Annotated in this window: 12 protein-coding genes; 3 read left to right on the top strand and 9 right to left on the bottom strand. The window is 60.1% G+C overall.

What is annotated here, in order from left to right; genetic code table 11:
* Window positions 1–4 precede the first annotated feature (4 nt).
* The 5 genes from VQ071_RS10840 to moaA all read right to left on the bottom strand — a co-directional run bounded on the left by VQ071_RS10840 (window position 5) and on the right by moaA (window position 6511).
* Window positions 5–1366, bottom strand: a complete 1362-nt coding sequence (locus VQ071_RS10840; RefSeq protein ID WP_340514020.1) for a hemolysin family protein — start codon at window positions 1364–1366, stop codon at window positions 5–7.
* 77 nt (window positions 1367–1443) lie between these two features.
* The gene (gene yfkAB, locus VQ071_RS10835) at window positions 1444–2598 is read right to left on the bottom strand and encodes a radical SAM/CxCxxxxC motif protein YfkAB (protein WP_340514019.1); all 1155 of its coding nucleotides are present in this window, start codon (window positions 2596–2598) and stop codon (window positions 1444–1446) included.
* Window positions 2599–2710: 112 nt separating this feature from the next.
* Window positions 2711–3739: an HD-GYP domain-containing protein gene (locus VQ071_RS10830; RefSeq protein WP_340514018.1), complete on the bottom strand. Its 1029-nt coding sequence runs from the start codon at window positions 3737–3739 to the stop codon at window positions 2711–2713.
* A 309-nt stretch (window positions 3740–4048) separates the two neighbouring features.
* The gene (locus VQ071_RS10825) at window positions 4049–5491 is read right to left on the bottom strand and encodes a bifunctional metallophosphatase/5'-nucleotidase (RefSeq protein ID WP_340514017.1); all 1443 of its coding nucleotides are present in this window, start codon (window positions 5489–5491) and stop codon (window positions 4049–4051) included.
* A gap of 15 nt (window positions 5492–5506) precedes the next feature.
* Window positions 5507–6511, bottom strand: coding sequence for a GTP 3',8-cyclase MoaA (moaA, locus tag VQ071_RS10820; protein ID WP_340514016.1), 1005 nt, complete (start codon window positions 6509–6511; stop codon window positions 5507–5509).
* A 140-nt stretch (window positions 6512–6651) separates the two neighbouring features.
* On the opposite strand from moaA, the gene VQ071_RS10815 reads away from it, so the two are divergent.
* From VQ071_RS10815 to VQ071_RS10805, 3 genes are all read left to right on the top strand, one after another.
* Window positions 6652–7416, top strand: coding sequence for a molybdenum cofactor biosynthesis protein (locus VQ071_RS10815; RefSeq protein ID WP_340514015.1), 765 nt, complete (start codon window positions 6652–6654; stop codon window positions 7414–7416).
* On the top strand, window positions 7413–8480 hold the full coding sequence (locus tag VQ071_RS10810; RefSeq protein ID WP_340514014.1) for a ThiF family adenylyltransferase: 1068 nt from the start codon (window positions 7413–7415) through the stop codon (window positions 8478–8480). Before VQ071_RS10815 ends, VQ071_RS10810 begins: the two co-directional genes overlap by 4 nt.
* Before the next feature lie 128 nt (window positions 8481–8608).
* Entirely contained in the window at window positions 8609–9655 is a 1047-nt protein-coding gene (locus tag VQ071_RS10805; RefSeq protein WP_340514013.1) for an HD-GYP domain-containing protein, read from the top strand.
* A gap of 70 nt (window positions 9656–9725) precedes the next feature.
* Here the strand turns inward: VQ071_RS10805 and VQ071_RS10800 are convergent, their stop codons facing one another.
* The 4 genes from VQ071_RS10800 to sufB all read right to left on the bottom strand — a co-directional run bounded on the left by VQ071_RS10800 (window position 9726) and on the right by sufB (window position 14917).
* On the bottom strand, window positions 9726–10715 hold the full coding sequence (locus VQ071_RS10800) for a C40 family peptidase (RefSeq protein WP_340514012.1): 990 nt from the start codon (window positions 10713–10715) through the stop codon (window positions 9726–9728).
* 96 nt (window positions 10716–10811) lie between these two features.
* A complete protein-coding gene (locus VQ071_RS10795) occupies window positions 10812–12572 on the bottom strand; it encodes a right-handed parallel beta-helix repeat-containing protein (protein WP_340514011.1) in 1761 nt (586 codons plus the stop codon).
* Between the two features lie 107 nt (window positions 12573–12679).
* Window positions 12680–13147 carry a hypothetical protein gene (locus VQ071_RS10790; protein ID WP_340514010.1) on the bottom strand — a complete coding sequence of 156 codons (468 nt, stop codon included), beginning with the start codon at window positions 13145–13147 and terminating at the stop codon, window positions 12680–12682.
* A 372-nt stretch (window positions 13148–13519) separates the two neighbouring features.
* Window positions 13520–14917: a Fe-S cluster assembly protein SufB gene (sufB, locus tag VQ071_RS10785; protein ID WP_340514009.1), complete on the bottom strand. Its 1398-nt coding sequence runs from the start codon at window positions 14915–14917 to the stop codon at window positions 13520–13522.
* Window positions 14918–14939 lie beyond the last annotated feature (22 nt).

Below are 14939 nucleotides of genomic sequence, written 5' to 3'. Positions count from 1 at the left end.
GCGGCTAGTATTCGTATCCGTCCGGCGGCGGGTCGGTCTGCTCCGCCATATCCGATTGTTTATACCGATAGATATGTACGCGCTGGACTCTTAGACGTTCCAATTCGGCGATCTCGAATACGTAGCCCTGCTCCACGATCCTGCTGCCTACCTCGACGTTGCCGTCGAGGCTTTTGAACAGCCAGCCGCCGATGGAGTCGACCTCGTCTTCTTCGATCTCGATGCCGAACATGTCGTTGATGTCTTCGATCAGCATGCGGCCCTCCAGCGACGTGACGTCGCCCTTGATCTCCACGCTCGGCGGCTCGTCGTCGAATTCGTCCTGCATCTCGCCGACGATCTCCTCGAGGATCATCTCGGCCGTCAGCATGCCCGCCGTGCCGCCGTATTCGTCGATCACGATCGCGAGCTGCGACTTGTGGCGCTGCATCAGCTTGAGCACGCGGCTGATCTCCATCGACTCGGGCACGCTCAGGATCGGTCGCAAGTATGCGCGAATATCCTGCTCCTCGTCGGGATCGGCGGTGAGGACGTCCGTAATATGAACGAAGCCGATAATCTGGTCCTTGTCCTCCTCGCCGACCGGATACCGCGTATGCTTGACCCGGTAAGCCAGCTTCATATTCTCCTCGAACGACACATTGGCGAACATGCAGTCCATGTCCGTGCGCGGCAGCATGACCTCTCTGGCCACTCGTTCCGAGAACTCGAACACGTTGTCGAACAGCGTCATCTCTTCTTTGTCGATGATGCCGCTCTTGGCGCTCTCGTTCATGAGGATGCGAATCTCCTCTTCGGTATGCGCCGCGTCGTGCTCGCTCGCCGGCTTCACGCCGATCATGCGCAGCAGCAGGTTGGCCGCATTGTTGAGCAGCCAGATGACCGGCAGGAACAGCCTGTAAAAAAACAGAAGCGGGATCGACAGCCAGAGCGACACGCCCTCGGACTTCTGGATGGCGAGCGACTTGGGCGCCAGCTCACCCAGCACGATATGCAGAAAAGTGATGACGCTGAAGGCGATAATATACGAGATCGTATGAATCGTCGTCTCGTTGGTCACGCCGTATTGATGCAGCAGCGGAATGACGATCAGGTCGGCAATCGCCGGTTCGCCCGTCCAGCCGAGGCCGAGCGAGGCCAGCGTGATCCCCAGCTGCGTGGCCGACAAATATACGTCGAGCTTGCGATTGACCTTCAGCGCGTACTTCGCCCGGACATTGCCTTCGTTCGACAGCTGCGTGAGACGAGATTGGCGCACCTTGACCAGCGCGAACTCGGCTGCGACGAAGAAGCCGTTCAGCAGCACGAGGAACAGGACGAGTACGGCATGCCAGAAGATCGAGCCCCACAACAATTCGGTATTCAAGCAGCTTCAGCTTCCTTTCATTCGGATCCAAGTGGCAGGCGCTGCGGATTGTGCAAAGATGACTGCGGCCGAGCGCGTCAGATCGCGGCGCTGCGGCTCGTGAAGTCGACGTCCCTGTAATACATGTCGGTCACCAGCAGATTCGGACCGCAGCAGCCGGCCGCGGGGCAGTGGCAATTCAAGCTCCGCTGCATCGGATGCTCCTGCCAGCGGGCGAACACATCGTCCAGCAGCTCCGTCTTGACGTTGCCGAACGGCGGCACGGACGCGAAGTCCGTCACGTACACGTCGCCGCTGAACAGGTTGACGTTGACGCGGTTGCGGCCGTCCGGATCGTTGCGCACGGTGACGTTCGGCTCCGCGGCCAGCCTGCGCAGCAGCCCCCGCTCACGGTCATCGTCGCTGCACGCATAGAAGGGCAGCGTGCCGAACAGCATCCACATGTCGCGCCTGCGGACGTCAAGCAGCGCTTCGACGGCTTCGAGCATTTGCAGCTTCGTGATGACAGGCAGGCCGGAGGCAAAGGAGCTCGGGTACATCGGATGAACCTCGTGCCTGACGCAGCCCATCTGTTCGATCAGGCGATGGATTTCCTTCATCTTCGTATAGGTACGATAGTTGATCATCGACTCCGCCGAGACGAACAGTCCGCCCGCGGCGAGCCGCCGGGCGTTGTCCATCATCCGCTCGTACATGCGGCCGGTCGTGCTCCTGCCGATCTCGCGCCCGGTGCGCGCGAACCCGACCCGATGGAAGTCGTCGGCCTCCGTATAATTGAAGGAAATATGCATGACGTCCAGGTGGGGCGCGATCAGCTCGTAGCGTCCGTAGTCGAGCGTCACATTGGAATTCAGCTGCGTGCGGATGCCGCGGGAGCGCGCGTACTTCAGCAGCGGGATCAGCACCTGCTTCACGGTGTCCATGCTGTAGGTCGGTTCGCCGCCGGTGAGGCTGATCGTCTCCAGATGCTCGACCTCGTCGAGCCGTCGGAGCATCAGGTCGAGCGGCAGCATCGGGGCCTCGGTCATCGTCAGGCTGTCTCCGACCGCGCAGTGCTCGCAGCGCATGTTGCACAGATGGGTGACCGTAAATTCAACGCTCGTGAGCGTGTGCTTGCCGTAGGCCTGCAGCGACCGGATCGGATCCCAAGGATCGTACGCGGGCGACAGCGGCGTCAAGCCGGCGGGCGGCGCGAAGGGCGCGCCCGAAGCGGCGTCTGTAGAGCCAATCATCGGTCATACTCCCTGTCTTGTCGTAATGTATTGTTATTGTAATGGTTATCCGGCGGCTAAAGCAAACCAGAGCCCTCGAAGCGCGCTCCGCTCCAAGGGCTCTGGCCGTTCGTTATGTGGCGACGCCTGCCGCGGAGTCGTGGGTCAGTACCCGCGAGATCATGACCGACAGATGCTTGGACAAGTCCATGTCGTACGGCGAAGCAAGCTCCTCGCCGCCTTCGTTGGTCAGGATGCGGATGATCGGACGATGCAGCGTCGCCGTATTCACGTCTACGATCACGCCGCTCTGGCCGCTCGACAGCTTGACCGTCATGCCGACGGGATAGATCGCGACCTTGTCGCGGAACAGACTCAGCATATCCGTGTCGTAGAGCGTATCGCTGCCCGCATACAGCAGCTCGACGGCTTGATGAGGGAGCATGGCGTTGCGGTATACCCGATGGCTGGTCATCGCGTCGTACGAATCGACGATGCCGATCCACTTGGCGTATTCGTGTATCTCCTGGCCGCGAATGCCCCGGGGATAGCCCGATCCGTCGAGACGTTCGTGGTGCTGAAATGCGCAGTGGGCGACGACGAGCGGCAGATTGGGCTCGTCCTTGAGCAGCTGGAAGCCCTGGTCCGTATGCCGCTTCATCTCCTCGAACTCTTGCTTGGACAGCGCGCCCGGCTTAAGCAGCACGTCGAGCGGGATCCGGGACTTGCCGACATCGTGCAGCAGCGAGCCGAGCCCGAGCGTCATCAGCTCGTCGCGGCTGTAGCCGCGCGCGATGCCGAGCAGCGAGGTATAGACGCAGACGTTGAGCGAGTGCAGGTACAGATAATGATCCACGCTCTGCATATTCATAAGCATGATCATCGCGTCGCGGTTGCTGTACAGATCGTCCAATATCGTCTGCATCGTTTCCCGCACAGCTTTCCCTACATACGGATATGGGCCGCGCCTCGAACTGTCCGCCATGTCGCGAAAAACGCTTTTTACAGTAAGCAATGCGCGCCGCTGCGTCTCCTCGCTGATCAGCTCCGGGATCTCGATGCCCTCCGTCTTGGCATCCTGAATATACACGTAGTGAATTCCCATGCTGCTCAGACGATTCAGCAGGCCTTGCGTCAGCTCGACTCCTTCTGCCAACAGCACGATGCCATCTTCGGAGAATATCCTCTTTCCCAGCCTCATCCCGGGGAGGCAAGCTGTCACTGGCATCAAGCGCATAGTTCTTCAATTCCCTCCTCGTCCCGCGGATGTATGCAGTTGTTCCCTGCCTATATCATCGGAACCTTCTTATGATAATGTAAGAGATTTAATGCGCGCTGACAAGATATTCCCTCCTAAATTCGACAGTGTATGCCACACTTCTACCTAACAAACGCAAAAAGATCCGCTAATTCGCCATCATGGCTGTATTAGCGGATCTTGGCAGACGGCTCGGCGGCCGATCTGGTATTGCTACAGCGCCGCCGCAGTCGCGCCGCCGGTCCATCTGGGGCGGATGCAATCCGCTACGGCGCGCTCGTCGCCGAGCGCGTCTGCCAGCAAATCCCGTATGAATTCGGGCAAATGATAACGCAGCACGCGGCCTTGCTTGAGGTCCACGTAGCCGACGCCGAAGGTAAACATATCGAGCGTTCCGACCCTGTACTCGCGGCGGTCGTCAAGCGCCTCGCCGTTCACCGTCACGCTGCGGATGCGGGCATAGGGCTGCGCCGACGGATCGAACACGACCTCCGCGCCGTCCGTACACAGCCGGCCGAGCGTCTTGCCCCTGAAGCCGAAGCCATGGAACTCGAGATTGACGAACTCGGGCAGCAGACTCTCCTCGAAGGCTTGCCTCAGCTGAGCGCCGGTCAGCACCGTCAGGCAAGGATTGATCGGCGACGGACAGATGGCATGAATCCGCTCGCGGGTCACACTGCCTGCCGCGAGGCCGTCCAGCAGCTGGCCGGCGTTGGTGAGTCCGATCTCGGCGCCTGTCACGCGGCGCAGCGCACCCGCCAGCAGCGTGCCGAGCGGGCTCTCGCTCGCCGCATCGCCGCCCAGCGGCGCGGCAAGCGTCGCGACGACCGCTCCCATCGACTGCCGGGCCGACTGCCGCGCCGCTGACACGATCGCCGCCGTCTCCGCATCCTCGGCCCGCCCCTCGGTCGGCACCGTATGTCCGCCGACGGACAGCCTGCCGTCTCCTTCGCCCCGCCCGATCTCCACGACGCCGACATACCGGCCGAACTTGCCTGCCGCGCATATGGCCGTGCCCGCGACGTCGAGCGGCGTCTCGAGGAGATGATGCGTGTGCGCGCCCAGAATCACGTCGATGCCGGGTACGGTCGCGGCCAGTCGTTCGTCCTGCCTGATGCCCAGGTGCGAGAGTGCGATCACGACATCCGCATGCGCCCGCAGCTCGGCGACGCAGTCCGCCGCCGCCTCGAACGGGTCGGACGCCTGCCAGCCCAGCAGATCGTAGTAATCCGTATACGGAGCCGTCAATCCGAACAAACCGACGTTCAGCCCGCCCCGGCGCAGCGTCAGCGTCCGCCTCATCCAGCCGGGAGGCCGGCCGGTGGCGGCCAGCGCCATGTTGGCGCAGACGACGGGAAAGGGCGCGCCCGCGAACAGCCGGTCCAGCTGCTCCAGCGTATAGGTCAGCCCTTCATTGTTGCCCAGCGTCACGGCATCGTAGCCCAGCGCCTCGATCAGCGATCTGTTGACCGCTGCGTCCGTACCCTCGGTCTCCAAGCGGACGCGGTCCAGATGATCGCCGCAGTCCACGAGGAGCAGTTGCTCCGCCGGCACGGTTCGACGTACTTCCTTTATATAATCCGCCGCTCTGGCGGCTTCCTCGAAGTGGCTGTGGATATCGTTCGTATGAAGCAAGACCAGCTTGCCGCTTGGCACGGATGACCGCCCTCCTTACCCTCCGATTTGCGACATCCGCCGCTCGGTCGGCACATGCGACTGCGACGTGCCCGCGAGCAATGCCGCCATCTCGTGATTCTCCGGCTTGATGCGCATCGCCTTCGCGAACAGCTCGCGCATCGCCTCGGGCGAGCCCAGCGCCGGGCGGACGCTCAGCTCGTCGACCCAGTACAGGCAGGGCTTCAGGTCGCCCTCCGCCGTCAGGCGGAGCCTGTTGCAGCTCGCGCAGAAGTGATTGCTGACCGGATGGATCAATCCGAAGGAACCCGGCGCGCCCGCGATCCGGTAGTTCTCGGACGGACCGTTGCCCGCAGGGCCGTCGGGCAGCGGCGCATACGCAATCCCGAGACGCTCGGCCTCCTCCAGGACGCGGGCCAGCGGCAGATAGCGCTCCCGCCACCCCGCATCGTCATGGCCGATCGGCATATATTCGATGAAGCGGACGTGAACCGGACGTTCCTCCGTCAGACGCAGGAACCGCCCGATCTCATCCTCGTTTATACCTTTCAACAGTACGCAATTGAGCTTGATCGGCGTCAGTCCCGCCGCTGCCGCCGCCTCGATGCCTTCGAGCACCTTGTCGAGCCGGCCTCTGCGGGCGATGAACTTGAAGCGGGCGCCGTCGAGCGTATCCAGGCTGATATTCACCCTGTCGAGCCCGGCATGCTTGAGCTCGGCCGCCTGGGCGCCTAGCAGGAGGCCGTTGGTCGTCAGCGAGATCTCCTCGATGCCGCGAATCGCCTTGAGCCGGTCGATGAGTCCCGCGATGCCCGGTCTGACGAGCGGCTCGCCTCCCGTAATCCTCAGCTTCGAGATGCCGAATCCGGCTGCCGCCGTCGCAACCTCGACGATCTGATCGTACGTAAGCAGCCGGTCTTGCGCCATGAATTGCATGCCTTCCTCGGGCATGCAGTAAAGACAGCGCAGGTTGCAGCGGTCGGTGACGGAGATGCGCAGGTACGTATGCTTGCGATTGTAGCGGTCTGTCAATTCCGTCAATTTGCGTCGCCTCCTTTGCGCGGCTTTGCGGCTTCCGTGATCCGTCAAGCACATGGCTATAGCATAACATTTTCAAGGTCGTTATGGTATGCTTGGACTGAATGCCCCTTGGCGAATCGTATGGAAAGCGGTGCATATTCATGACTTCGACTCCAACCTATCGATGGAAAATATATTTGTTCGCCGGCCTCGCCGAACGGCTCGGGACGCGCGAGCTGGAGGCAGATTATGCGGAGGACAGACTCGTCGCCGGCGAGCTCAAGCGCAGACTGGCTGCCGCCTATCCCGGCCAGGCCGACCTGATCGCGGTGTCGTTCTTCGCGCAAAATCAAGCCTTCGCACCCGACGATGCCGAGCTGTGCCGCGAGGACGAGCTCGCGCTGCTGCCCCCCGTATCGGGCGGCTCGGGCGAAGGGGAGGCCGAGGCGGAGGACGCCGCTCCGGCCATCGCCCGCTACGCGGTGACGGCGCAGCCGCTCGTCCCGCAGGACGTGCTCGCCCTCGTCGGCCATCCCGACCACGGCGCCGCGCTGCTGTTCGTCGGCACGACGCGCGAGATGACGGCGGGCCAGCGCACGCTGACGCTGGATTACGAGGCGTACGAGCCGATGGCGCTCGCCGCGCTGGCCCGGATCGGCGACGAGATCGAGAGCCGTTGGCCCGGCACGCTGTGCGCGATCCATCACCGCATCGGCCGGGTCGACGTCGGCGAGACGAGCGTGCTCATCGCCATCTCATCGCCGCACCGCGCGGGCGGCTACGAGGCGAGCCGGTATGCGATCGAGCGGCTCAAGCAGACCGTGCCGATCTGGAAGCGCGAGCTGTACGAGGACGGGTCCGAGTGGAAGGGCCATCAGACCGGACCGTGGGACCCGCTGGCCGGGCTGCCGGAGGAGCCGTCATGACCGCCTCCGGCGGCGAGGAGCGCACCGTGGATATCGGCCGCTACGCGCGCCAGACCCGGTTCGCGGCGTTCGGCCCCGCGGGCCAACAGCGCTTGGCCGACGCGACCGTCGCCATCGTCGGGGTCGGCGCGCTCGGCTGCGTCTCCGCCAACCATCTGGCCCGCGCGGGGGTGGGACGCCTCATCCTGATCGACAGGGATATCGTCGAGCTCACCAACCTCCAGCGGCAGCTTCTGTACGACGAGTCGGATGCCGCCGGAGGGATGCCCAAGGCGCTCGCCGCCGCCCGCCGGCTCGCGACGATCAACAGCGGCGTCGCCTGTGAGCCCTGCGTCGTGGATCTGAACGCCGGCAACATCGAGACGCTGCTCGCCAGCGCGGATCTGGCGCTGGACGGGACCGACAGCTTCGGCATCCGCTACCTGTTGAACGAATGGAGCGTCAAGCATGCGAAGCCCTGGATCTACGGCGCCGCAGTCGGCGCTTCGGGCATGACGATGACGATCCGTCCCGGCAGCGACGGTCCCTGCCTGCGCTGCCTGTTCCCGCAGCCGCCGGGCAGCGGCTCGCTGGACACCTGCGAGACGGCCGGCGTGCTGGCGCCGATCGTCGATCTGATCGCCTCGGTCCAGGCGATGGAGGCGATCAAGCTGCTCGGGGGCTATGAGGAGGCGCTCCACGGCTCTATGCTGCAGACCGATCTGTGGCATGTGGGTTGGCAGCAGCTGCGGATCGCGGGCGCGCGCAGGCCGGATTGTCCGGTATGCGGCCAGCGCCGCTTCGAGCTGCTGGACGGCGAAGGCGCCGAGCCGCTGACCGCCTCGCTCTGCGGGCGCATGGCGGTGCAGGTGTCTCCCGCTGCCGGCGGACCGGCGCTCGAGCTGGACCGGCTGGCGGCGCGCTGGTCTTCCTTGGGCAGCGTCGAGCTGCACGCCTATTTGCTGCGTCTGCGCCGTGACGACGGGCTCGCATTCACGCTGTTCCCGGACGGACGGGCATTGGTGTCCGGCACCGACGATCCGATGCGGGCGCGGCGCGTCTATGCGGAGCTGCTCGGAGAATAAACGGCCGGCTGCAACAATCGCACATTTCGACAAAAAACACATTGCATGCTTTCTTTATACTTGGTAACATATGGTTGTAAGCGGTTGTCATTGGCGACGCCGCTGATCATCATATGGCGGGGTGCGCGATGCGAGTTCACATTTCCGATTTGCAGGCAGGCGATCAAATCTCCCGTGACATTTTCAACGAATACGGTCTGCACGTATTGTCCAGCGGCGCCATATTGAACGATCAGGAATTATCCCGCTTGTATCAGCACCGGATCGACTACGTGGATATCGAGCGCCGTATTCCTTCCTCGTTCGAGGCTGCCGAGACCGGCGCGGACCTGCTCCATCCCGAGCTGCAGTTCAAGTTCGAGGACGCCGTCGCGGGATGCGAGGCGCTGTTCAAGCAAGCGCTTGCAGAAGGCAAAATCCGCGAACAGGACGCCAAGGAGAGCTTCCAGCCGCTCGTGGAGCATTTTCGCGAGGAGAACGACGTCGTGTCTCTGATGCTGAACCTGCACACCCAGGACGAATATACATACCAGCACTCGGTTCAGGTCGGCATGCTTAGTTTTTATATGGCCAAGTGGCTCGCCTGGAACGACGAAGACCAGATACGCGCCGGCATGGCCGGGTTCCTGCACGATATCGGCAAGAGCTATCTGCCCGAATCGATATTGAAAAAGAAAGGCCGCCTGACCGACGAAGAATTCGAAGAAGTCAAAAAGCATCCGCTGTACAGCTATCAGATACTGTCCGAATCGTATCCCGACTCCAAGATCGCGGCGGCTGCGCTGCAGCATCACGAACGACGGAACGGTACAGGCTATCCGAAGCAGCTGAGCGAAGCGTCGATCGAACCGATGTCCCGCGTCGTCGCGATCGCCGATATATACAGCGCCATGAGCTCCGATCGCATTTATCAGAAAAAGCGGGATCTGCTCTGCGTGCTGAAGGAATTGTACAGGCTCAGCTTCAACGAATTGGACGCGGAGATGACGCTGACGTTCATCAACCGGATGATTCCGAACTTTATCGGCAAGCGCGCCCTGTTATCCGACGGCAGATGGGGCACGATCATCATGACTTATCCGACTGATCCCTTCAGGCCCCTCGTTCATATCGACGACGAATTTATCGATCTGTCGGCCCAGCGTACCCTCGAGATCGAGCAGATTGCGCTTTAGACGGCGCGCATCATAAAAGCCCCGAGCCTTAGTCGGCCGGGGCTTTTACGATGCGCGCCGCGAAGACGGATCAGAGCAGTCGTTTGGCGTAGAGGAACGTTTCCTGCCAATATTCCTTGTTGATATCGGTGATCTGTACGCCATCCTCCGGCTTCGGGCTCGAATGAATCATATTGCCGCCGCCCATATAGATGCCTACGTGGCCGACCGTCTTGTCCGTCTTGAAGCGCCCCGGCACATAGAAGAACAGCAGATCCCCCGCTTGCAGATCGTTTCTGCCGACCGATCGTCCCTGCTCGGCCTGATCCCTCGCGGTGCGCGGCAGCTCGATTCCTTTTTTGGCAAATAAAAAACGGACGAACGAGGAGCAGTCGAAGGTACCTGTATCTTCATAGCTGCCGGTTCCGAAGTCGTATTTTACGCCTAAGTATTTTTTGGCCTGCTGAATAATATCCGATGCATCGCCGCCGACAGCCGCGATCCGCAGTCGTCCCGCAGCGCCGCTGTTCGAAGAAGACGTCGCCGAATCCCCGAAGCTCAGTCCGGCTCCGCCCGCGCCCGCCGTATGATCAACGGCTCTGGGCAGCAGCGATATGCTCCTGCTCCCGTTCGTGCGCATCGTGAGCTCTTGGCCGAACAGCATGCTCAGCGCGGATACGGGCACATACAGCCGATTGCTGTCCTTGACAGCCGGCGCAGGCATGCGCAGCGCCTTGCTGTCCCGCAGCGCGAGACTGTCCGCCGTGCGGAACCGCCATCTCGCATCGTTGTCCCCGATGCCGAAGCTGCCGTCCGCCAGCCAGCGTCCGGTATAGCCGGCCGCACTCGCCACATCCCCGAGCGATACATAGCCGGTATTGTGAATGCCCCGTATGCGGATGACGCTGCTCTGCGCTTCATTGTTCGCCTGCGTCTGCTCGTTTGTCTTGACTCTGACAGGCGCATACCGCTCACTGAGATTGGCCGTGTCGCCGGGATTTTTGACACATCCCGTTCCTCCCAGCATGATCGCCGCAGCCGCGACGCCCCCAACCGTTTTTAACAACAACCGATTTTGCATCGTGCTTCCATCTCCTCCGAGAATCCGTATGGATGTCTCGTATTAAGATGGATAGCGGACGCTGGAATTATGCTGGCCGGAGGCAGTCAGAATGCGTCAGTAACATATTTCCCAGAGGACCGTCGAAGCGTCCGTATTCGAAGTCGATCTGATCGTAAACGAACCGGCGGCGACTCGATCGATATACAACGCCCCGCCAGTCCCTCCCGGAGCTGTAACCGTCAGTTTAATCTTCGGGTTCGTAGCTCTGTAGGTACCATTATTCGATACATAAACATAGCTCGAATTCACCGTAGCAACCCCTGATTTGAGGGTGGCCAGTCCCCGGTGCGAAGCGTAGTCGGTGTCAAAATGATTGTCGTCCATAGCCGGATGCGGCACCGAGCCGGTCGTAATTGAATATACGAGCGCTACGGCCGCGTAGCCGGAAAACAAATTGTGCGTCAGCCGCAAATGCCGCAAGCGCTCCCTCTCGTCGTAAACGGCCCGCGCTTGGACTATATACGGCTGGCGCTGTGCGTCGTAATAAAACCGACTTGCTGTTACCGTAAAATCCATGACGGGAAATGCCGAGGAGTGTCCATAAGTAATCGCTCCGTTATTGCCTCCGTTGCGGTTAAAGGTACAGTTGCTAACAACCGTCCCGACGGCGATGATCGCGCTATTGGCGTTATCCTCAAAGTCCGCATTCGTTATCCGGCACATTTCCGCCGTACTGTTGATTCCATACCGTCGGTTATTAGAATATTGCCCGCCATCGATCATAACCGTACGGATTTGTTTTACCTTATCTTCATCTTCGCCGAACAGACTGGAGATTTTAACGCCGTCATTTTGGGACCTGAACGCAGCGCAGTTTATCAGCCGGGTCGGCCCGTCATTGCGGATTTGAAAGCCATTGTCGCCGGAATCGTAAGCTGCGCAATTGACATAAGTAATTCCGCTGCCCGTATCATGCGCATCGAACCCCGATAAAGTGCTATTCGTGGAAACACAGTCGGAAATCAAAATCTCATGCGGCTCGCCATAATCGGCATTGGTATCCTGCCAAACCACACTTGTCGCATGTCTGCATTTTTCGAATAGGCTATCCTTAATTTTAATCTGCTGGCATGCGCCGGTTAAGCTCACGCCGTACCAGCCGATCTCGTTTGCTCGCAGGCGATCGACGACCACATCTACGGAGTTTCTGATCACCACTGCGCCCGCGCCCTCCATGTCCGCTCCGCCTACATCCCGACTGCCGATGAAGCAAGCATCGAATATGCGCACATTCATACAGAAATTCATCGCGATGCCGCGCCAAAACTTCGTCTTAAATCCATATTGGCCGATTCGGAGACCATGAATTTCTACATTTTCGACAAAAGCGCCGAGCTTGCCGACGTCGCTGCGATCGGCCACTTTAAAATCGTACTGCAAGCTTTGATTAATCGTAATCGTGTTCCCGACGATCTTCTCTATCCGGCGAATCTCCGCTGTCAGATTCCCGAACGTATTGACTCCCGCAAGCACCGCATTCGAACGTATATAAATCCAGTCTCCGGCCAGCAGTCCCTCAGTGGAAGCCACGTTTATCGCGACATCGCCCATGAAGCTATCGGCGGTTAAAGATGTGTAGTCGGCAGGGAAGTTGCCGCGCAGCATAAAAATTTCAGTGTTCGATACATCCGGCACGATTACCGCTCTTTTAGAGAAAACCACTTTCGTATGGGAAGGTATGCTGAAGCCGCTCCCCTCATAGATGCCGTCCGGGAAGTATAATGTCGACATACCGGACGCGGAGTTGAGCTTGCTGATGGCATTTTTGATATCGGTTTTGGTATACCCGCTAACGACAATCTCTCCATCCGCCATATGCGTTCCTCTCCTTCGTAATTCAATCCTCATTTCCCGCTTAATGAAGAGAAAACCCAGAGCCGATGCCCTGGGTCGCTGATTCTATAATTCGCGCTTGGTTGATTTTAAGTCTCCGGAACAACTTCCTCAGGTGGCGGATACGGCGGGCGGCCGCCTGTTCTTACATTTACAATGGTCTTATCCGACTGCGTCTGACGCTGCAATTGCAGTTGGGCTTGGTGCTGTGCCAAAATATGGGCTTGCAGCTGCGCAAACAACTGGAGCTGCATTTGCTGCTGCGCCTGTTCCTGGTTTTGCATCTGCGATTGCAGCTGGCTTTGCAGCTCAAGCTGAGCTTGGGCCTGCTCTTGAAGCTGCGACTGAACCTGTGCCTGGAACTGCAGCTGGGACTGCATCTGTGTCTGCAACTGAGACTGCACTTGTGCTTGAAATTGGAGCTGTGCTTGCAGCTGCGCCTGGACTTGTCTTTGCAATTGCCGAACCGTTTGAATAATGCTCACGCCAACAATCCTGGGGCCAGGTTTTCTGCGGCAACTTTTTATGCACACCCGCTTGCGCTGCGCCACACCCATACAAGCACTCCTTATTGAACGATCTTTCGTACACCTATGGATATGACCAGAACTGAAGTTTCGGACGAGGCATATGACAGGGGGTGTTAGCACAAATCGGAGGTGGCTCGAACTAACGGCTTCGCCGTTTGTCGGACGACCGCGAGGAGTCGTGATCGGAGACGATCCGCACGTTGAACAATGACTGACTGGGGACGATCCTGCAAACGTGCAGGGCAGCCCTGTAGCGGAAGCGATTCGCAGGCTGCTGCCGCGCAAAAACGCAGGGTGGAGTGCTCCATCAGCCACAATTCGTCCGATCACTGACGTCTCATAAAAAAGAAGGCGAACATAAAAGTTCGCCTTCTGCAGAGGGAGCGGCCGCACGGAAAATTAACCGATACTGCCTTCCATTTCAAACTTGATGAGTCGATTCATCTCGACCGCGTACTCCATCGGCAGTTCCTTGGTGAACGGCTCGATGAAGCCCATGACGATCATCTGGGTAGCTTCGGCTTCGGAGAGGCCGCGGCTCATCAGGTAGAAGAGCTGGTCTTCGGATACCTTGGAGACGGTCGCTTCGTGCTCGAGCGTGACGTTGTCGTTGAAGATCTCGTTGTACGGGATCGTGTCGCTCGTCGACAGGTTGTCGAGGATAAGCGTATCGCACTTGATGTTCGCCTTGGCGCCTTCGGCGTTGCGGCCGAAGGAGGCGAGACCGCGGTACGTCACCTTGCCGCCGTGCTTGGAGATCGACTTGGAGACGATCGTGGACGTCGTGTCCGGCGCCAAGTGGATCATCTTCGCGCCCGCGTCCTGGTGCTGGCCCTTGCCGGCGACGGCGATCGAGAGCACCATGCCGCGCGCGCCGCGGCCCTTGAGGATGACAGCCGGGTACTTCATCGTCAGCTTGGAGCCGATATTGCCGTCGACCCACTCCATCGTCGCGTTCTCTTCGGCGACGGCGCGCTTGGTGACGAGGTTGTAAATGTTCGGCGCCCAGTTCTGGATTGTCGTGTAGCGGACGCGCGCGTCTTTCTTGACGATGATCTCGACGACGGCGCTATGCAGCGAGTTGGTGCTGTAGACGGGCGCCGTGCAGCCTTCGACGTAGTGTACGAAGCTGCCTTCGTCCGCGATGATGAGTGTGCGCTCGAACTGGCCCATGTTCTCCGAGTTGATGCGGAAGTAGGCTTGCAGCGGGATCTCGCACTTGACGCCCTTCGGCACGTAGATGAAGCTGCCGCCGGACCATACGGCGCTGTTCAGCGCGGCGAACTTGTTGTCCGCAGCAGGTACGACAGTCGAGAAGTATTCCTTGAAAATCTCCGGATGCTCGCGCAGCGCCGTGTCGGTGTCGGTGAAGATGACGCCTTGGGCTTCGAGATCGGCCTGCATCGAGTGATACACGACTTCGGACTCGTACTGGGCCGAGACGCCGGCCAGGAACTTCTGCTCCGCCTCGGGAATGCCCAGCTTGTCGAACGTCGCCTTGATCTCCTCCGGCACTTCTTCCCATGTCTTGCCTTGCTTCTCCGACGGCTTGACGTAGTACTGGATATCGTTGAAGTCCAGTCCGTCCATGTCGCCGCCCCAACGCGGCATCGCCATCTTGTTGAACTGCTCCAGCGATTTGAGACGGAAGTTCAGCATCCACTCCGGCTCGCCCTTCATCTCCGAGATCGTGCGGACGATCTCCGGGGTCAGGCCTTTGCCGGATTGGAATACGGCCTTGTGCTCGTCGCGGAAACCGTATTGGTACTCTTCCATTTCGGGCATTTGCTTCGCCATGACGATTGTCCCTCCTTCATAG

Source organism: Cohnella sp. 56, assembly GCF_037963805.1.
GTDB lineage: Bacteria > Bacillota > Bacilli > Paenibacillales > Paenibacillaceae > Cohnella.
This window is presented reverse-complemented; position numbering and strand designations above follow the sequence as displayed.

Bases quoted from the DNA above. Each gene is read 5' to 3' on its own strand.
- yfkAB (WP_340514019.1), bottom strand. From the start codon at position 2,598: ATGATTGGCTCTACAGACGCCGCTTCGGGCGCGCCCTTCGCGCCGCCC.
- VQ071_RS10815 (WP_340514015.1), top strand. From the start codon at position 6,652: ATGACTTCGACTCCAACCTATCGATGGAAAATATATTTGTTCGCCGGC.
- VQ071_RS10810 (WP_340514014.1), top strand. From the start codon at position 7,413: ATGACCGCCTCCGGCGGCGAGGAGCGCACCGTGGATATCGGCCGCTAC.
- VQ071_RS10805 (WP_340514013.1), top strand. From the start codon at position 8,609: ATGCGAGTTCACATTTCCGATTTGCAGGCAGGCGATCAAATCTCCCGT.
- VQ071_RS10800 (WP_340514012.1), bottom strand. From the start codon at position 10,715: ATGCAAAATCGGTTGTTGTTAAAAACGGTTGGGGGCGTCGCGGCTGCG.
- VQ071_RS10795 (WP_340514011.1), bottom strand. From the start codon at position 12,572: ATGGCGGATGGAGAGATTGTCGTTAGCGGGTATACCAAAACCGATATC.
- VQ071_RS10790 (WP_340514010.1), bottom strand. From the start codon at position 13,147: ATGGGTGTGGCGCAGCGCAAGCGGGTGTGCATAAAAAGTTGCCGCAGA.
- sufB (WP_340514009.1), bottom strand. From the start codon at position 14,917: ATGGCGAAGCAAATGCCCGAAATGGAAGAGTACCAATACGGTTTCCGC.